Genomic DNA, 17,398 nt, shown 5'->3' on the forward strand with positions numbered 1-17,398 from the left:
CACGCAGGTCAAATGTACGCAGAGATCTCGGTGAGCCGGTCCACCACGGGGACCCCGAACCGATCCAGCTCGGCCCTCCCCTGCATGCCTCCCGTGTACAGGACCGCGCGCGCCCCCGCGTGCCGGGCGGCCACCGCGTCGTCGACGCTGTCCCCGATCGCCACCACCTCGGCCGGATCGACGCCGAGCCGGGACAGGTGCCGGACCATGAACTCCGCCTTCGACCCGCCGGCCTCCTCCGGCCGCAGGCCGTCGACCCGGCGGAAGACGTCCCCGATGCCGTACTCGTGGACCGCGACGGTCAGCCGGTCGTGGTGCCACATCGACAGCAGGGACTGGCTGTGCCCGGCGTCGGCGAGGGCGTCGATCGCGTGCCGGGCGTCCGCCGCGAGCCGGCAGCGCTCCATCATCCGGTGGTAGGAGTCGTGGAAGGCCGCGTCGAGGCGCTCCCACTCCCCGTCCTCCAGCGAGCGGCCCAGCATGCGCTCGTAGCAGGCCCAGATCGGACGGGTGTAGATCGCCCGGAACGAGTCCAGGTCGACCCGCGCCAGTCCGTACGAGTCGAAGATCTCGTTCGTCGCGTCCACGACGGCGTCGAGATCGTTGAAGAGCGTGCCGTTCCAGTCCCAGACAATGTGCGTCATAGCGTTCCGAGGATAAGCCACGGCGCGACCGGTCGCGGGGAGAGATCATCGCGCCGGCGGGTCAAGGGCGGCGGCCCCAGCAGGAGGGGGGCGGCTTCGGATCCGGCATCACGTCCTCGGCCGCGGGCTCCTCGATGTCCACGGGGATGCCGAAGTCCCGGTACTCCGAGGTGACCACGGCGAACGGCATGACGCGAACCGACCGCAGCCTCCGGAAGTGCGTCCGCACGCGGCGGACGTCGAGATCGTCGTCCGCCCAGACGTCCAGCGTGATCCGCAGCATGCCGTGATGACGCATGTGCGCCGCGATGCGCGCGACGGCCGGATCGGCCGACCGGAGCGGTGGCGCGAGCGGGACGGTGTACCGGCGGAGACCGTCTTCCCGGGCGGAACGCACCGTTGCCGGCCGCACGGCCCTGATCGCCGGTGCCAGCTCCCGGGCTCCCCCGATCCGCTCTCCTCCGCACGGATCCGGCCTGAGTATCCACTTCTTGCCGAGACGCACCGCCTCCCCGGGAGGGAGGCGGTGGAACCACCGGTCGCCGATCAGGATCTGCTCGAGAGGGACCTCACCGATGCGGCCACGGTGATGTCCCCGTCCGGCGGCGAAATCCGAGACCCCTTCCACGGAGTACGGCCGATCACGGTCGTAGCCCGCGTAGACGCCCTGCGAGGAGGAGCGCGCCGTCCGCAGGGCGGTCAGCGCGTCGGCGAGCGCGTCGAGCGAGATGTCCGGAGGACCGCCGTGTCCGGCCGTACGGCGGGGAACGCGCATCGCGTCAGGCTACGCCTCGTACGTCCGGCGCGGGTTCCGTGAGCCGACGCGGAACAGGCTTGGTCCGCGGCTGCGCCCGCGATGACGGTGCGGGTCAGCGGGTCGTGCTGTAGCGATGCTCCGGCCGGCCGGTGACCCCGTAGCGGAGCTGAAGCTCGACGACGCCGTGCCGGGCCAGGTAGGCGAGATACCGCTGGGCGGTCGGGCGGCTGATGCCCACGAGTGCGGCGACCTCGGCGGCCGACATGTCCCCGGACGCCGACCGTACGGCGTCCCGGACGCGTTGCAGCGTCGGCGCCGAGTGCCCCTTCGGCAGGCTCGACGGCAGGGCCGCGGGCCCACGGAGCAGGCCGTACAGCGCGTCGACATCGGCCTGATCGGCGGTCTGGTCGTCCAGTGTGGTGAGCCGGGTGTGGAGTTCCTCGTACGCGGTCAGCCGCTCCCGGAGGGCCGCGAAGCCGAAGGGCTTGACCAGATAGTGCACGGTTCCGAGTTGCATGGCCCGTCGCACGCTCGCCACGTCGCGGGCCGAGCTGATCACGATGAAGTCCGGAGGCGCGGAACCGTCGTCACGGGCCGCCTGGTCGAGGACCCGCCGGATGACGTTCAGGCCGTTGTCGTCGGGCAGGTAGATGTCGAGCAGCACCAGATCGGGCTGCAGTTCGGCGACGGCGGTGAGCGCGTCGGCGGCGCTGTGCGCCTGCCCGAGCACCTCGAACCCCGGGACGCGCTCGACGTACTTGGCGTGGATCTTGGCGACGTGGAAGTCGTCATCGGCGACCAGCACACCGATCATCCGATCGTCTCCTTCGCGTGTGGCGGGGGACCGGGCTCGCGACGCTCGCCGGCCTCGTGGGGCCGGGTGGAGTCGGGCAGCCGCACCGTGAAGGTGGCCCCGTGGCCCTCGCCGACGCGGATCGTGCCGCCGATCCGGCGGACGAGCCGGTGGACGATGGCCAGGCCGAGCCCGCGACGGCGCACCTCGAACGCTCGCCTCGCATCGTCCGTGCCGTCGCGATCGGCGTGCTTGGTGCTGTACCCGTCCGCGAAGATCAGATCGGCGCAGCCGGACGGGATGCCGGGCCCGGTGTCGGAGACGACCATCGTGATCCCGTCACCGTCGGTGAGCCGAACGGTCACCTCGGCGGGCCGCACCGCCGGTGCTCCCGGCTGCGGCCTCCCAGCGGCATCGATGGCGTTGTCCACGAGGTTGCCGAGGATCGTGAGCACCGCCTGGACGTGCGAGGGGGACTCTCCCAGCCAGGAGTCCTCGGTGAGCGTCAGGGTGACGCCACGCTCGGCGGCGACCACGGACTTCGCCAGGATCAGGCCGACCACGAGCGGGTTCGCGATGCGCTCCCGCACCGACTCCGACAGCGCCGCCTCCGCGCCCTGCGCGGTGGTGAGGTAGGCGATCGCCTCGTCATGGTCGCCGAGCTCCAGCAGCCCCGCGACGGTGTGCATGCGGTTGGAGAACTCGTGCTGCTGGGCCCGGAGCGCGTCGGTCAGGGCACGCACGCCGTCCAGCTCGCGCAGCAGCCCGGACATCTCGGTGCGGTCCCGGAGTGTCACCACGGCGCCGAGTTCGTGGCCGCGCAGGCGCACCGGCCGGCGGTTGATCGTCAGATAATGCTCTTCGGTGAGCACGGAGGCGTCGACTCCCCCGTCGGCGCCGGCCAGGACGTCGCGCAGACGCCCGACCGGCACGACCTCCTCCAACGGTCTGCCGAGCACGGTGCCACCGAGCCGGAGCAGGCGCCGGGCCTCGTCGTTCACGATGCTGATCCGGCCCGTACGGTCAAAGCCGATCACGCCTTCCTTGATCCCGTGCAGCATCGCCTCGCGTTCTTGCAGGAGCCCCGCGATCTCGTCCAGTTCGAGCCCGAACGTACGTCGCTTGAGCCGCCACGCGAGCCCGTACGAGACGGCCGCGCCGAAGGCCAGCGCGATGCTCATCCACAGGCCGAAGGCGGGCAGTTCGCTCCACAGCGTGCTGGAGACGGCGCGCTCGCAGATCCCGGCGGAGACCTCTCCGACCAGGGCACCGGACGGCCCGTACAGCGGGGCCTTGCCGTTGGCGTTCCGGCAGAGGCTGCCGGGGTCGATTCCGGTGTGGCCGTTTCCGTCGGAGGCGACGAGCGGTTCGGTGACCGGCTTCCCGATCAGCGCGGGGTCGGGATGGGAGTGGCGGATTCCGCGAAGATCCAGCACGACGATGTAACGCGCACCGGCGGCCTTCCGCATCCGCTCGGCGGTGCTCTGCACCACGTCGCCGGCGTCGCCGTACTCCATCGCCGCCTTGATCTCCGGCGTGCCCGCCGCCGTCTCGGCGATGGCGAGGGCGCGCTGGCGGTACTGATCGTCCAGTTTCGCCCGCTCCTCGTGGGCGAACAGCCCGAACCCGACCAGCATGCTCGCCGCAAGAATGCTGAGCTGGCTGGTCAGGATACGGGTGGACAGCTTCCGGCCGCCCGCAGGCCACATGGCATGAGTATGCCAAGGGATGCGAGCGAGAAGTCCGTTTTGTCTGGACCGAGACATAAGCAAAACGCTCAAAACCGTCGAAAGCCCAAGATCCGATTCGAACCCCGACGGTGTTTCACGTTCCGCGCACGCGAGACGCGACCGGGGAGGGCACCCTGTCTCTTGACGGACGCGTCGTCGACGGCCCGTACGCCCCGCGCACTGCCCCATCAGGGCCTGGGGGTTCGGCAAGGAAACCGTCCCACCACCGCTCACCGGGGCACTCCGGCCATGAACAAAATAAACAAAAGTGCTGTTAACGAACGCTACCGCGACTAACGCATGAAATATGGAAGTCACTTGCAGGCAGTCCTAGCTTCTTCGTACTCCGCTAACGCGAGGACGAAAGGAGACGGACGCGATGGCTGCTGGCAGTGACCAGGCAGTGAGTCCGGCGGCCGGTCCTGGCGCCGTGACGCCGGGACGGGAGAACGCGCGCATCGAGCTGTCGGGAGTGACAAGACGTTTCACATCTCCGGCGGGGAAAGTGTTCACCGCACTACGAGATGTGAACTTCACGGTGGAGCCGGGACAGTTCTGCGCGGTCGTCGGGCCGACAGGTTGCGGCAAGTCGACGACTTTGGGCATGGTGGCCGGCCTCGACCGGCCGAGTGCCGGCACGGTTCGCGTCGGCGGCAGAGAGGTGAACGGCATCACCGACGGCGTCAGCTTCATGTTCCAGCAGGACGCGCTGCTGCCGTGGAAGACGGTTCTGGCCAATGTGGCGATCGGCCCGATATTCCGCGGCGTCTCCAAGAAGCGGGCGCAGGCCGATGCGAGGGACTGGCTGCGCCGGGTGGGCCTGGCCGGGTTCGAGGACCACCACCCACACCAGCTCTCTGGAGGCATGCGCAAGCGCGCGAGCATGGCGGCGGCGCTGATCAACGAGCCGTCGATCCTGCTGATGGACGAGCCCTTCGGCGCCCTGGACGTGCAGACCAAGGCGATCATGTCGAACGAGCTGCTCGGCCTGTGGGAGGAGCTCAAGCCGTCCGTCATGTTCATCACCCATGACCTGGAAGAGGCCGTCGCGCTCGCCGACCAGGTGGTCGTCATGACCTCGGGCCCCGGCACGATCAAGGGCGTGTACGACATCGACCTGCCGCGCCCGCGCGGTGCGGTCCAGGAGATCCGGTTCGACCCGCGCTTCCTCGAACTGCACCAGCAGATCTGGGAGTCCCTCAAGGACGAGGTGGAGCGCGCCTACGCCCGCACCGGCGCGGCGCAGGACGCGGAGGGAGATGCGTCATGAGTAGCACGTCCGGGAGCCGCACGGCGCAGACACCCGCCGAGGTGCCCTCCGCCCAGCAGCCGGAGATCGTCGCCGACGAGGCCACCGTCAAGGCCAGGGCGTTGCGTCAGGCACGTCAGCGCAAGTTGAAGGTGAACCTGGGCCGGGCCCTGGTCGGCGTCGTCGTGGTCGGCGGCTGGCAGCTCTTCGCACAGTTGAAGATCATCGATCCGTTCTTCTTCGGTGAACCCACCGGAATCGTCGGCCAGCTGCGCGACTGGATCGAGCACGGCACCGAGTTCGGTTCCGTCTGGCAGCAGATCGGCATCACCATGGAAGAGGCCGTGCTGGGCTTCGTCTACGGCGTCGTGGCCGGCATCGTGCTGGGAGTCCTGCTCGGACAGGTGCGCTACCTCGCTGATGTGATCGGGCCCTACATCAAGATCGTGAACGCGATCCCGCGCATCGTGCTCGGCTCGATCTTCTTCGTCTGGCTGGGCCTGGGTACCCCGGCGAAGGTACTCCTCGCCTCCGTCCTGGTGTTCTTCGTGGTGTTCTTCAACGCCTTCCAGGGCGTCCGCGAGGTCGACCGGGTCTTCGTCAACAACGCTCGAGTGCTCGGTGCCTCTCGGCTGCAGATCGTCCGCCACGTGATCCTGCCCTCGGCGCTCACCTGGATCACCGCGAGCCTGCACGTGGCCTTCGGCTTTTCCGTCATCGGCGCCATCGTCGGCGAGTTCCTCGGTGCGCAGCACGGTCTGGGTCTGGTCATCTCCAACGCGCAGAACCACTTCAACCCCAATGGCGTCTTCGCGGCGATGCTGATCATCGGCGCCATCGCGCTCACCGCCGAAGGCGGGATCACCTTGCTCGAACGACGGTTGCTCTCCTGGCAGCCGCCGGCCACGTCCGAGACCCCAGGTCTCTGAGTCCGAACTCAGTTCTTCTCCTCTCCTCCACCATGAAAGGGCTCAACAGGCATGCGTAAGAAAGCCTTCTTCAAAAGGTCCAGGCGAACGGTCGCGTTGGCCCTCGCCGGCGGTCTGGTCGCCGCGGGCGGCCTGACGGCCTGCGGCTCCAGTTCCTCCAGCAGCGGCTCGGGCAGCAGTGGCGGCCTGCCGACGGTCACGATGATGGTCGGCGGCATCGACAAGCAGATCTACCTGCCGTACGAGCTGGCCGACCGGCTCGGTTACTACAAGAAGTACGGCGTCAAGATGAAGCTGAGCACCGAGAGCGCGGGCGGCGTCGGCGCGGAAGACGCGATGGCCTCCGGGCAGGTCGACATGGCAGGCGCCTGGTACATCCACACCATCGACTTCCAGCTGAAGCACAAGGACGTCATCAGCCTCGCGCAGCTGAGCGGCGCGCCCGGTGAGCGCGTGCTGTGCTCGAAGAAGTCGGGTGTCACCTCCGCTGCCGGCTTTGCGGGCAAGAGCATCGGCGTCACCGACCTCGGCTCGGGCACCGACGACCTGATCCTCATGTTGGCCGCGCACAACCACCTGTCCACCAGTCAGTTCCACCGGGTCGGTGTGGGCGACGGGTCGACACTGCTCGCCGCGCTGCAGAAGGGTCGGGTGGATTGCGCAATAACCACTCAGCCCACGGTCAATGGCGTCGAGAAGGCCGGGGCCGGCACATCGGTGATCGATCTCGCCACCACGGCCGGCGTCAACAAGTGGATGGGCGGCGCATGGCCGTCCGCGGCGGTACTCACTTTGAAGAGCTGGGCCACGTCGCACGAGGCCACGGCGCAAAAGGTGGTCGACGCGCTGGTCGCGACCATGCACTGGATCAACACGCACAGCGCCGCCGACATCGCGAACGCGCTCCCGGCCACATACGTCTCCAATGGTCTGACCACCAAGGCCGACTACATCGCGGCCCTTGCCCAGGACAAAGCCCAGTTCCTGCCCGACGGGATCATGCCCGCCAATGGCCCGGCCACAGTCCTGGAAACCGCCAAGGTCGACGGAACCGTCAAAGGACAGACCGTCGACATCAGCAAGACCTACACCAACAAGTACGCCCTCGCGGCGAACAAGGCGGAGGGATTCCCGGTCTCGTCCGGTAGCGGCGGCTGAGTCCGCGCCCGAGAGCGTCAGGAGCCGGGCCGACGAGTGTGCCGGGTGGCAGGCAGCCAGAATCAGGACTGCGCCACCCGGCACAACGCTGTTGCGGACTGCCGATCGGCTGAGCCTGGCCGTTAGGGGAAGAGGTGCTGCAGCTCCTGGGTGGCGTACCACATGAGGTCGTGCCCGGAGGCGCCGTCGACGGTGAACCGGGCGTCCTCGTCGCCCGCGTCGGCGGCCTCGATGGCGGCGCGCGCGGCGCGGACATCCGGCTCGGCCTCCGCGTCGTCGATGTGGCCGGAGACGATCTTGTTGAACGGGATCGGCTCCGACACCCGCACGACCGCGCGGTCCTCGGCGTGGACCAGGTCGCCGACGGCGTTGGTGACGGCCTTGTCGGGCACCTCGGCGACGATGACGACGCGACGGGACGGGGCCTCCGGGTCGTCGGCCAGCAGCCGGAGGGACGCCTTGGCGGCGTCCGACATCGCGGCGTACTCGAGCTCCTCGAGGTCCGCGGAGGCATACCACTCCCGCAACGCCGGAGTCACGGCATAGGCGGTCAGCGGCACCGGCCCGAGCTCGCGATCACGAAGGATCCGCGCCAGGCCGTTGAGGGTGGACGGTAGATAGACACGCATGACCCTGGAGAGTGTGCCAGTACGGGACCGCTAATGCGCGCTCCGTCGCGGACTAGGTCAAGGAGATGCCCAGCAGGCGCTCCAGCCGGGTGACCGTGCTCTCGGTGTCCACGTAGTGCACGCCGGTGATGCCGAGCTCCTCGGCGGCGCGCACGTTGTGCTCGATGTCGTCGACGAACGCGCACTCCTCCGCCGGCAGCCCGATCAGCTCCAGGGCGTGGTGGAAGATCGCCGAGTCCGGCTTGCGCAGCCGGACCTCGGAGGAGATCACGACCGCGTCGAACAGCTCGGCGAACAGCTCCCGGGGGTAGGTGTTGCCCCAGGAGTTCGACAGCAGGCACGTACGGACGCCGGCGGCCTTGGCCCGGCGCAGCGCGTCGTACATCGGCTCGACGGGTTCGAACGCGTGGAACATCCTGGTCAGCAGGCCGTCGGCGGGCACCGTCGTGCCGGTCCGGGTGCGCAGCCGCTCCGCCAGCCGCCGTTCGAACTCCGCGGGGCTCAGCGAGCCGTCCTCCAGCCCGTGGATGGGGTTGACCGCGCCGTCGCCGGCGTACGCCTCGCTCACCCACTCCCGCATCACCAGCTTGTAGGCCTCGGGATCGATGTCGTCCGCCTCGATCCACGCCGTGATCGTTTCCTTCAGCGGCGTGGTGAGCACGCCACCCCAATCCGTGATGAGTCCGCGCACTGTCACGCGCCGATGGTAAGCGGTCGGTCTCCGGGTCAGGCCCGGGGCTCCACGCCGTTGATGGCCATCCGCAGCAGACGGGTGGCCAGCTCCGGGTCGTCCTCGGCTCGGATGGCGATGCCGTTGGCCAGGGCGAGCAGGTCATCGACCGTGACCTCGGGGCGCAGTCGGCCGGCCCTGACCGCGGTCGCCGCGAGGTCGGTGGCGACATCCGCCAGCAAGCCGTGGCAGCCGCCGGCGGTCTCGGTGGGCCGCAGGGAAACGGCCAGCCCGCGGGTGGTGGCGGTGTAGCGGGTCAGCTCCTCCAGCCAGACCGCCAGCCCGTCGCCGCCCGCCGTCTCGTTGAGCTCCCGGGCACGTGCCGCCAGTCGCGCGACGCCCTCATGGAAGACCTCGGTCAGCAGGGCCTCGCGAGAGCGGAAATGCCGGTGCAAGGTCGCCGAGCCGAGCCCGGCCCGCCGGGCGATCTCCTCGAGTGAGGCGGAGGCGCCGTCCCGCGCCACGACCTCGGCGGCGGCGGCGAGCAGGCGCTCGCGGTTGCGCCGCCAGTCGGCGCGCTGCGGGATCTGCTGGTTGGTCATCGCGCCGATCCTAACCGTCTCTCGACAAACGGTGGGCCACCCCATATAGTCCACAACCAGAAATGGGGTGGAACCCCGTTTCGCTGACGAGAGGGGTACTCATGACAACCGATCCCGTGTTGGTGACGGGAGCGACCGGCAACCAGGGCGGCGCGGTCGCCCGCGCGCTGCTCGCGGCGGGGCGGCCGGTCCGGGCGCTGGTCCGGGATCCGTCGTCCGCGGCGGCTCTCCGGCTGGCCGCGGCGGGAGCGACGCTGGTACGCGGCGACCTCGACGATCCCGCCTCCCTCAAGGAACCGGCGGCCGGGGCGGTCGCGGTGTTCTCACTGGAGACGGCGGACTATGCGAACCTGATGGCCGACTTCGAGGTCCAACGTGCCCGCAACCTGGTGGCGGTGAGCCGGGAGGCCGGGATCGAGCAGATCGTGCACTCATCGGTGTCGGGCGCCGGCAACGACGACCCCGAGGCGTTCGACGAGGAACGCTGGGGAGCGTTCCCGGCCCACTACTGGCGCAGCAAGATCGAGGCCGAGCGGGTGGTACGCGAGGCGGGCTTCCGCACCTGGACCATCCTGCGGCCCGCCGGCTTCATGGAGAACCTGAGACAGCCGTCGTTGTGGTTCGCGGGTTTCACGTCGAACCGGCTGACGGTCGTCAATGACCTCGACGTCGCACGTCCGTGGATCGCGGTCCAGGACATCGGGACGGCCACGCTCGCGGCGCTCGCGGATCCGCAGCGCTTCCACGAGGTCGTGCTGGAACTCGCGGGAGACGACTTGTCCCTGCGCCGCGCGGTCGAGATCCTCAATTCCGTACGGGCGACGCCGATCGAGCTGCCGAGCACCCCGGAGCAGGCCGTCGCCTGGGGAATCCCGCCGGAACTGGCGAAGTCACAGCGGCGGATGGACACCTACCCGGCACCGGCCCGCCCGGAGATGGCCCACGCGCTGGGCATCGAGACGACGACCTTCGAGCAGTGGGCTCACGAGGCAGCACGCTCGGAGTGAGCGCCGCCGACACCGACCAGCACCTCTCACGTTCCAGCGGAATCCGCCTTTCGTAGAGCGGCGGCGCGGGCCCGGCGTTCGCGCTGCTCCACCGGGTCGGGCACGGGTGCGGAGGTGACCAGGCGGCGCGTGTAGTCCTCGCGCGGGTCGAACAGCACCTGGTCGCGCGGGCCCTCCTCGACCAGCCGGCCCTGGTTCAGCACCGCGACCCGGTCGGAGACCAGTCCGACGACGGCGAGGTCGTGCGTGATGAACAGGCACGCGAAGCCGAGGCGGGCCTGCAGCTCCAGGAACACATCGAGCACGGCGGCCTGTACCGAGACGTCGAGGGCGCTGGTCGGCTCGTCGGCGATCACCAGGTCGGGGTCGAGGGCGAGCGCCCGCGCGATGCCGACCCGCTGCCGCTGCCCGCCGGACAGCTCGTGCGGGTAGCGGAGCCGTACCGCCGGGTCGAGCCGGACGCTCTCCAGCAGGGCGACGACCCGCTCGTCCCGGTCGCCGACCTTGTTGATCACCAGTGGCTCGCCGATGCAGTCGCCGACGGTCATCCGGGGATCCAGAGACGACGCCGGGTCCTGGAAGACGATGCCGCACCGCCGCCGGAGCCGCCGCAGCGCCCGCCCCCGCGCGCCGGTCAGCGAGTCGCCGAGCAGCCGTACGGTGCCCGAGTCCGGGCCGATGAGCCCGATCGCCGCGCGGCCCACGGTCGACTTGCCGGATCCCGACTCGCCGACAAGCCCGAGGACCTCGCCCGGGGCGATGGTGAGCGAGACGTCGTCGACCGCGCGGACCTTGGTGCCGCCCTTGCCGCGGAACTGCACGACGAGGTTCTCGATGGCCAGCGCCGGACCGCCGTCGTCCCGTACCGCCCGTGGCACGTCCGCGAGGACATCCGCCGACACGCCCTCGTCGTCCCGTACCGCGTGTGGCACGTTCGCGCCGTCCGCGAGGACGTCCGCCGCGCCCTCGTCGTCCCGTACCGCGTGTGCCGCGTTCGCGCCGTCCGCCGACCCGTCCTCGTCGTCCCGGGCCGTCTCGGCTCCGGGCGTGGTCCGCGGTGCGTCGCCTCGGGGTGCCAGGCGCGGGACCGCGCTCAGCAGCCGTTTGGTGTAGTCGGCCTGCGGCCGGGCGAACAGCTCCTCGACCGGGGCCTCCTCGACGACCTTCCCCTGGTACATGACGATGACCCGGTCGGCGATGTCGGCGACGACGCCCATGTTGTGGGTGATGACGAGCATCGCCGTGCCGAACCGGTCCCGCAGGCCGCGCAGCAGGTCGAGGATCTCCGCTTGCACGGTGACGTCCAGGGCGGTGGTGGCCTCGTCGGCGATCAGTACCTTCGGCTCGCAGGCGATCGCCATGGCGATCATGACGCGCTGGCGGAGGCCGCCGGACAGTTCGTGCGGGTACTGCCCGAGCCTGCGCCGCGCGTCCCGGATGCCGACCGTCTCCAGGAGCTCGGCGGCGCGGTCGAGGGCCTGTTTCCGGGACAGGCCGTCGATGTGCAGCCGAAGCGCCTCCGCCACCTGCCAGCCGACGGTGAACGCGGGGTTCAGCGCGGTCATCGGCTCCTGGAACACCATGGCGATCTCGGAACCGCGTACGGCCCGCAGCGCCGCGCCGTCCAGGGTCGTGACATCGACGTCGCCGACCCGGATCGTGCCGCTCACGGTGGCGGTGGGCGGCAGCAGGCCCAGGGCCGACATGGACGTGACGCTCTTGCCGGACCCGGACTCGCCGACGACCGCGACGATCTCGCCCGGTCGGACGCGGATGCTGACGCCGTCGACCGCGCGCACCGTCTCGGGGCCGCCCGTGAAGGAGACGTTCAGGTCCTCAATGGCCAGGGCCGTGGAGTCGCTCACCGTCTCACCTTCCGTTTCGTTCCGCACAGGTCCTCGATGGCCGGCATGAAGAGTCGCCCGCCGTCTCGCCTTTCGTGTGATTCCGCATCAGCGCCCCTGCAGCCGTACCTCGAAGGCGTCGCGCAGGCCGTCGCCGATGCAGTTGAACGCGCACACGACCAGCACGATCGCCAGACCCGCCGGGAAGATCAGCCACCAGTAGCCGTCGTAGGTGTAGGAGATGCCCTTGCTGAGCATGCCGCCCCAGTCGGTCTTCGGCGGGGCCACGCCGAGACCGAGGAAGCTGACATAGGCGATCAGCAGGATCGCGTCGGCCACCTGGAAGGTGGCGTTGACCACGACCGTGCCGATGGCGTTGGGGATGACGTGCCGGAACACGGCTCGGCCGTGGCCGCCGCCCATCGCCTTCATGGCCTGCACGTAGTCGCGGCTGCGCAGCGACAGCGCCTCCGCGCGTACGAGCCGGGCCGGCACGAGCCACGACACGCAGCCGATGATCAGGATCTGCACCGGCACCGTCGGGCGGAGGATCGTCGCGGTCACGAGGAGCAGGAACAGGGCGGGGATCGCGATGCCCGCGTCGACGACCCGCATCATGATCGCGTCTACCCAGCCGCCGGCGTACCCGGAGATCGCGCCCCAGACCGTCCCGATCAGCGTCGCGAGCAGGCCGGCGGCGATGCCGATCTCCAGGGAGGTCTGGCCGCCGACCATCAGGCGGCCCAGCACGTCGCGGCCGACGTCGTCGGTGCCGAGGAGATGCCCGCGCGTGCCCGGCGAGAGGTTGGCGTCGGACAACTGCGTGTGCGTCTGGTCCGTGTGGTGGATCAGCGGGCCGAGGAAGCAGAAGACCAGCAGCGCGCCGAGGATGACCAGGCCGGTGACGGCCAGCCGGTTGGCGAAGAACAGCCGGACCATCCGGCGGTACGGCCCGGCCGCCGTGGTCGCGGGCGCCTGCTCGGTGATGAGCGGAGCGGACACGGTCATGTGCCCTCCTTCGTCGGCCTCGTGACCAGGGTGCTGTGCATATTGGCTCCCTCGCTTCGCTCGGTCACGGGCCCTCCTCGGTGTCGGACGTGCGCGTCATCGGATCGCTCCCCGGACGCGGGGGTCGACGAGCGCCTGGACGATGTCGGCGAGCAGCGAGCCGATGACGGTGGCCAGCGCGATCACCAGGACCGTGCCGAGCAGGATCGGGTAGTCGGAGGTCTGCGCGGCGTTCCAGAACAGCAGCCCCATGCCGGGGTAGTTGAACACCGACTCGATGACGAGCGCGCCGGAGAACAGCACCGGCAGGTAGTAGCCGAGCATCGCGATGATCGGGGTCAGCGAGTTGCGCATGATGTGCAGCCACACCACCCGCCGCTCCGAGGCGCCCTTGGCGCGGGCGGTCCGTACGTAGTCCTCGGCGAGGTTGTCGAGCACGGCCGACCGCATGTACCGGCTGAACGCCGCGACCGTGGCGATCGCCCCGGCGAGGACGGGCAGGATCAGCCCGCGCGAGTCGGCGAACAGCCCGGCCAGCGACTGGGTCTGCGGCGCCTGCGGGGGCAGGATCGGGATCTTCTCGGTGAAGACGATCACGAGGATGAGCGCGAGGAAGAAGACCGGAGTCGCGTACCCGACGAACACCACGGTCGTGACCGCGTAGTCGGTCAGGCCCCGGCGCCGCCGCCCCTGCCAGACGCCCAGCGGGACGGCGATGAGGAGCGCCAGCAGCGTCGACATGCCGGTCAGGACCAGTGTCTTGGGCAGGCGCTGGGCGATGAGCGAGCCCACCGACTGGTTCAGCGTGTACGAGTCGCCGAGGTCGCCGTGCAGCAGGCGGCTGAGGAACGCCCAGTACTGCTGGACGAGCGACTTGTCGAAGCCGTGCTCGTGATTGAACGCGGCGATCGCCTGCGGGCTGGCCTGCGGACCGAGAATGCCCCGGGCGGGTCCGCCGGGGACCGAGTGCAGCAGCAGGAAGACGATCACGGTCACCAGCAGGATGACGACGATCGCCTGCCCGAGGCGCTTTGCCAGGAAGCGGGTCAACGGGGGTTCCTCCGGCCAGGGTGGGGCCCGGGACGGCGGTCGGCCGTCCCGGGCAGGTCGGTCACTTCGCGAGGTACCAGCGCTGCGGCTGCATGAAGGCGAGGGGGTCCTGGACGACGCCGCGCAGGTTGTTGCGGATCGCCGAGACCTGGTAGGCGGGGTTCGGCATCCAGATCACCGGCAGGTTCTTGGCGAGGTAGGAGCTGTACTCCTGCATCGCCGCGGGCGACGACGAGCTCGTCGACTCCGTGACCAGCTTGTCGGCCGTCGGGTCGCTGTAGCCGCCGAGGTTCGTGCTGCCGTCGGTGGAGAAGATCTGCTCACCGCTCGGGTACGCCGGGAAGTACCAGCTGCCCTGCGTGCCGAAGAAGGACAGCTGCCAGGAGCACGTCGGCTGGCTCGGCTTGCACTCCGGGGTGTGGTCGAGGACGGAGTTGAGCGGCTCCGACTTGATCGACAGCGCGATGCCGATCTTCGACAGGGCGGACTGCAGCTCCTGCATCGTGTTGTCGGTCTCGGTGCTGCCGCTCTCGGTCAGCAGGGAGAACTTCAGCTGCGTGCCCGCCTTGATCCCGGCCCCGCACTGGTCGGCCCCGGTGCCCGGCTTCGTGCATGAGGCCACGTTGTTCGTGACCGTCCAGCCGTGCGACGTGAGCAGCGCCTTGGCCTTGTTCACGTCGTACGGGTACGGGTTGTTCTTCTGGTCGGCCGACAGGTACTTCGAGACGGGCTGCTGGGGCACCGGCCCGTACCCGGGGGCGGCCTGGTCGTGCCAGATGACGCGCGAGATGGTCGCCTGGTCGATCGACGTCTGCACGGCCTGCCGGATGTAGAGCTGCTTGAACACCGCGCCCATGTCCGGGTTGTTGAAGTTGTACGGGATGTAGGTGATCGCCCAGCCGTTCCAGGGCTTCACCTGGTAGCCGCTGTTCTCGATGGTCTTCTGCTGTGCGACCGCGAGCGCCGGCAGGTAGCCGTAGTCGACGCCGCCGGAGCGCAGGACGTTGAGCTCCGCCTGAGCGGAGGTGAACGGCTTGAACGTCACGGTGTCCAGGTGGGCGGCGTCGTCGCCGGAGTACTTCGGGTTCTTGGCGAGCGTCACCTGGCCGGTGGTGGTGAACTCCTTCACCGTGAACGGCCCGTTGGCGACCTTCCACAGCGGGTTGGTGGCGTACTCCGACAGCTTGCCGGCCTCGCCGATGAGGTACTTGAAGACCTTCTTGGCGCCGTCCGTCGAACGGTCGAAGTCACCGGCATTGCCGCCGGCGGTCTCGACGTCCCAGGCGTGCGGCAGCGGCGTGACGTAGGTGAGCTGGTTGGCGGTGAACCAGTCCGGGTTGTACGCCCGGGTCAGGTCGAGCTTGAACGTCGTGTCGCCCACGGTCGTGAACTTCGCGACGTTGTCCGGCAGGTCGCCCTTGGCGTAGTTGCCCCACTGGTCCTTGTTGGCCTTGGCCAGGTTGAACCAGAACTCCACGTCGCGGCTGGTCATCTTCTGACCGTCCGCCCAGGTCAGGTCCTTCAGCGTGATGGTGACGGTCTTGCCGCCGTTCGAGTAGACCGGCGGTTTCGCCGCACCGGCCTTCTCGTCCATGGCCACGGTGCCGCTCGACCCGTTGAAGGCGTACAGCGGCAGGAAGACGTTCTGCCGGATCGCGCTGTTGTACCCGGCGAGGTGGCCGGGGGTGCCCAGCGGGAAGATCCAGTTCGGCGTGGCGTTGGGCGGCAGCGCGAACGTCACCGCCCCGCCCTTCTGGGGGGTGCCGCCGCTCGCCGACGATCCCTGCGTACCGGAGGAACATCCGGCCGCCAGCAGGGTGGCGGCCACGCCGAGCACCGCCAGCGGGGTGCGAGCGGCCGCCGGGAACGAAGGCGATGGTCTCTTCATCGGTGCTCCTGACGGGAGGTACGGACGTCGTCCGCGGTTCAGCGAGTCGGTTCGGCCGACCGGGCCGACGGCTTCGTACGAGGGGGCCGGTCCGGTGGGGATCAGTGGCGATGTGGCGGTGACGATACATCGCCCCATCGAACCAAGACAAGACCGATTCGAATCAAGTAACGCCCTCGACCCCCACAGATCGCCCGGTTACCGTCGTGTTACATGCATCATCGATGGACTCACTGGCACCGGCTTGCTATTGTTCCGCTCGATCCGATGCATTAATGTTCGGAATCGAATTAAGTTCCCCGGTCATTCGACGAAGGAGCCGCCGTGTCGGCCGCGCAGATCATCGGGCTCGTCGCGTCGGGCCAGGCAACGTCCCGGGCCGAGCTGGCCCGGTTGCTCGGCTGGGCTCCGTCGACGGTCTCCACCCACGTGCAGGAGCTGCTCGACTCCGGTCTGCTCCTGGAATCCGGCGAGGGCCGCTCACGCGGTGGCCGGCGGCCGCGCCTGCTCAGCGTGCCCGCCGGCGAGGGCGTGATGCTGGCCGCCGACCTGGGCGGCCACCACGCACGCCTGGCGGCGCTGGACGGGACGGGCCGGCCCGAGACGGTCCGCGATCAGGAGATCGACGTCACCGCCGGGCCGGAGCCCATCCTCGACCAGGTCATGGACGCGCTCGATGACCTCGGCGCGGGGCGCCCGGTGCTCGGCGTCGGGATCGGCCTGCCCGGTCCGGTCGACCTCGACGGCGTCATGGTCGGGCCCTCCCGGATGCCCGGGTGGAACGGCTACTCCGTACGTGAGCGCCTGGGCAGGCGGTTCACGGCACCGCTCGTGGTCGAGAACGACGCGAACCTCATGGCGATGGGCGAGACGGTCGCGCGCGGCCCGGGGCTGCGGGACTTCGTCTTCGTCAAGGCCGGCACCGGCGTCGGCGCGGCGGTCGTGAGCGACGGCCGACTACACCGGGGCGCCCGCGGCTTCGCCGGCGACATCACCCACAACCGCGTTCCGGCGGGCGGTGAGCGGCCGTGCAGCTGCGGCAACTTCGGCTGCCTGGAGACCATCGCCAGCGGCGCGGCGCTGGTCGCCGCCGTGAACGCCGACGGCGTCGACGTCGAGAACACCGCCGACCTCGTGCGCCTGGCCCGTGACGGGCACCCGACGGTCACGACGAACGTCCGGTTCGCCGGCCGACAGCTCGGCGAGGTCCTCACCACGATCGTGAACTTCCTCAACCCCCAGGCGGTCATCCTCAGCGGCGCGCTGGCCGCCTGCGACCTGTTCGTCGCGGCGGCACGCGGCGTCCTGTACGAGCGGTGCCTGCCCCCCACCACGCAGGACCTGGAGATCGGCGAGAGCGTCGCCGGGCCCGACGCCGGCCTGCTCGGCATCGGCCGCCTCATCATCGACCAGGGCGTGGCCCTCCCCGCCTAGAAGGAG

General features: G+C 69.7%; 16 protein-coding genes. 5 read left to right on the top strand and 11 right to left on the bottom strand.

The window, feature by feature from the left end; genetic code table 11:
- Window positions 1-8: 8 nt before the first annotated feature.
- The 4 genes from ACQP2O_RS46100 to ACQP2O_RS46115 form a co-directional block, all read right to left on the bottom strand.
- Window positions 9-644, bottom strand: coding sequence for an HAD family hydrolase (locus ACQP2O_RS46100; RefSeq protein WP_433175878.1), 636 nt, complete (start codon window positions 642-644; stop codon window positions 9-11).
- A gap of 61 nt (window positions 645-705) precedes the next feature.
- Window positions 706-1,419 (bottom strand): hypothetical protein, encoded by a 714-nt coding sequence (locus ACQP2O_RS46105; RefSeq protein ID WP_433175879.1) that lies wholly within the window; start codon window positions 1,417-1,419, stop codon window positions 706-708.
- A 94-nt stretch (window positions 1,420-1,513) separates the two neighbouring features.
- Window positions 1,514-2,215, bottom strand: a complete 702-nt coding sequence (locus tag ACQP2O_RS46110) for a response regulator (protein WP_433175880.1) — start codon at window positions 2,213-2,215, stop codon at window positions 1,514-1,516.
- On the bottom strand, window positions 2,212-3,903 hold the full coding sequence (locus ACQP2O_RS46115) for an ATP-binding protein (RefSeq protein ID WP_433175881.1): 1,692 nt from the start codon (window positions 3,901-3,903) through the stop codon (window positions 2,212-2,214). The genes ACQP2O_RS46110 and ACQP2O_RS46115 overlap by 4 nt, the downstream gene beginning before the upstream one ends.
- 547 nt (window positions 3,904-4,450) lie before the next feature.
- On the opposite strand from ACQP2O_RS46115, the gene ACQP2O_RS46120 reads away from it, so the two are divergent.
- Genes ACQP2O_RS46120 through ACQP2O_RS46130 form a run of 3 tightly spaced genes read left to right on the top strand, consistent with a single transcriptional unit; the run spans window position 4,451 to window position 7,260 of the window.
- Window positions 4,451-5,194 (top strand): ABC transporter ATP-binding protein, encoded by a 744-nt coding sequence (locus ACQP2O_RS46120; protein WP_433175882.1) that lies wholly within the window; start codon window positions 4,451-4,453, stop codon window positions 5,192-5,194.
- Window positions 5,191-6,102 (top strand): ABC transporter permease, encoded by a 912-nt coding sequence (locus ACQP2O_RS46125; protein ID WP_433175883.1) that lies wholly within the window; start codon window positions 5,191-5,193, stop codon window positions 6,100-6,102. The genes ACQP2O_RS46120 and ACQP2O_RS46125 overlap by 4 nt, the downstream gene beginning before the upstream one ends.
- Window positions 6,103-6,153: 51 nt before the next feature.
- Window positions 6,154-7,260, top strand: coding sequence for an ABC transporter substrate-binding protein (locus ACQP2O_RS46130; protein ID WP_433175884.1), 1,107 nt, complete (start codon window positions 6,154-6,156; stop codon window positions 7,258-7,260).
- Window positions 7,261-7,382: 122 nt separating this feature from the next.
- On the opposite strand, the gene ACQP2O_RS46135 is transcribed toward ACQP2O_RS46130, so the two are convergent.
- From ACQP2O_RS46135 to ACQP2O_RS46145, 3 genes are read right to left on the bottom strand one after another with little or no spacing between them, the layout of a single operon-like run.
- A complete protein-coding gene (locus tag ACQP2O_RS46135) occupies window positions 7,383-7,889 on the bottom strand; it encodes a DUF6912 family protein (protein WP_433175886.1) in 507 nt (168 codons plus the stop codon).
- A gap of 52 nt (window positions 7,890-7,941) precedes the next feature.
- The gene (locus ACQP2O_RS46140; protein ID WP_433175887.1) at window positions 7,942-8,586 is read right to left on the bottom strand and encodes an HAD family hydrolase; all 645 of its coding nucleotides are present in this window, start codon (window positions 8,584-8,586) and stop codon (window positions 7,942-7,944) included.
- A gap of 29 nt (window positions 8,587-8,615) precedes the next feature.
- Window positions 8,616-9,161 carry a TetR/AcrR family transcriptional regulator gene (locus ACQP2O_RS46145; RefSeq protein ID WP_433175888.1) on the bottom strand — a complete coding sequence of 182 codons (546 nt, stop codon included), beginning with the start codon at window positions 9,159-9,161 and terminating at the stop codon, window positions 8,616-8,618.
- A gap of 101 nt (window positions 9,162-9,262) precedes the next feature.
- On the opposite strand from ACQP2O_RS46145, the gene ACQP2O_RS46150 reads away from it, so the two are divergent.
- Entirely contained in the window at window positions 9,263-10,168 is a 906-nt protein-coding gene (locus ACQP2O_RS46150; protein ID WP_433175889.1) for an NmrA family NAD(P)-binding protein, read from the top strand.
- A 26-nt stretch (window positions 10,169-10,194) separates the two neighbouring features.
- Here ACQP2O_RS46150 and ACQP2O_RS46155 read toward each other — a convergent pair whose 3' ends face one another.
- The 4 genes from ACQP2O_RS46155 to ACQP2O_RS46170 all read right to left on the bottom strand — a co-directional run bounded on the left by ACQP2O_RS46155 (window position 10,195) and on the right by ACQP2O_RS46170 (window position 15,958).
- The gene (locus ACQP2O_RS46155) at window positions 10,195-12,033 is read right to left on the bottom strand and encodes an ABC transporter ATP-binding protein (protein ID WP_433175890.1); all 1,839 of its coding nucleotides are present in this window, start codon (window positions 12,031-12,033) and stop codon (window positions 10,195-10,197) included.
- A gap of 87 nt (window positions 12,034-12,120) precedes the next feature.
- On the bottom strand, window positions 12,121-13,020 hold the full coding sequence (locus ACQP2O_RS46160) for an ABC transporter permease (protein ID WP_433175891.1): 900 nt from the start codon (window positions 13,018-13,020) through the stop codon (window positions 12,121-12,123).
- Window positions 13,021-13,116: 96 nt separating this feature from the next.
- Window positions 13,117-14,070, bottom strand: coding sequence for an ABC transporter permease (locus ACQP2O_RS46165; protein WP_433175892.1), 954 nt, complete (start codon window positions 14,068-14,070; stop codon window positions 13,117-13,119).
- 61 nt (window positions 14,071-14,131) lie between these two features.
- Entirely contained in the window at window positions 14,132-15,958 is a 1,827-nt protein-coding gene (locus tag ACQP2O_RS46170; protein ID WP_433175893.1) for a peptide ABC transporter substrate-binding protein, read from the bottom strand.
- Between the two features lie 324 nt (window positions 15,959-16,282).
- Between ACQP2O_RS46170 and ACQP2O_RS46175 the strand changes: the two genes are divergently transcribed.
- Entirely contained in the window at window positions 16,283-17,392 is a 1,110-nt protein-coding gene (locus ACQP2O_RS46175) for an ROK family protein (RefSeq protein ID WP_433175894.1), read from the top strand.
- Window positions 17,393-17,398: the final 6 nt, after the last annotated feature.

The sequence above is a fragment of the Actinoallomurus sp. CA-150999 genome (assembly GCF_050942425.1).
In the GTDB taxonomy this organism is placed as follows: domain Bacteria; phylum Actinomycetota; class Actinomycetes; order Streptosporangiales; family Streptosporangiaceae; genus Actinoallomurus.

Excerpts from the sequence above, each read along its gene's own strand:
- ACQP2O_RS46135 (WP_433175886.1), bottom strand. The coding sequence starts at position 7,889 with ATGCGTGTCTATCTACCGTCCACCCTCAACGGCCTGGCGCGGATCCTT.
- ACQP2O_RS46105 (WP_433175879.1), bottom strand. The coding sequence starts at position 1,419 with ATGCGCGTTCCCCGCCGTACGGCCGGACACGGCGGTCCTCCGGACATC.
- ACQP2O_RS46160 (WP_433175891.1), bottom strand. The coding sequence starts at position 13,020 with ATGACCGTGTCCGCTCCGCTCATCACCGAGCAGGCGCCCGCGACCACG.
- ACQP2O_RS46115 (WP_433175881.1), bottom strand. The coding sequence starts at position 3,903 with ATGTGGCCTGCGGGCGGCCGGAAGCTGTCCACCCGTATCCTGACCAGC.
- ACQP2O_RS46170 (WP_433175893.1), bottom strand. The coding sequence starts at position 15,958 with ATGAAGAGACCATCGCCTTCGTTCCCGGCGGCCGCTCGCACCCCGCTG.
- ACQP2O_RS46130 (WP_433175884.1), top strand. The coding sequence starts at position 6,154 with ATGCGTAAGAAAGCCTTCTTCAAAAGGTCCAGGCGAACGGTCGCGTTG.
- ACQP2O_RS46125 (WP_433175883.1), top strand. The coding sequence starts at position 5,191 with ATGAGTAGCACGTCCGGGAGCCGCACGGCGCAGACACCCGCCGAGGTG.
- ACQP2O_RS46100 (WP_433175878.1), bottom strand. The coding sequence starts at position 644 with ATGACGCACATTGTCTGGGACTGGAACGGCACGCTCTTCAACGATCTC.
- ACQP2O_RS46145 (WP_433175888.1), bottom strand. The coding sequence starts at position 9,161 with ATGACCAACCAGCAGATCCCGCAGCGCGCCGACTGGCGGCGCAACCGC.
- ACQP2O_RS46150 (WP_433175889.1), top strand. The coding sequence starts at position 9,263 with ATGACAACCGATCCCGTGTTGGTGACGGGAGCGACCGGCAACCAGGGC.
- ACQP2O_RS46110 (WP_433175880.1), bottom strand. The coding sequence starts at position 2,215 with ATGATCGGTGTGCTGGTCGCCGATGACGACTTCCACGTCGCCAAGATC.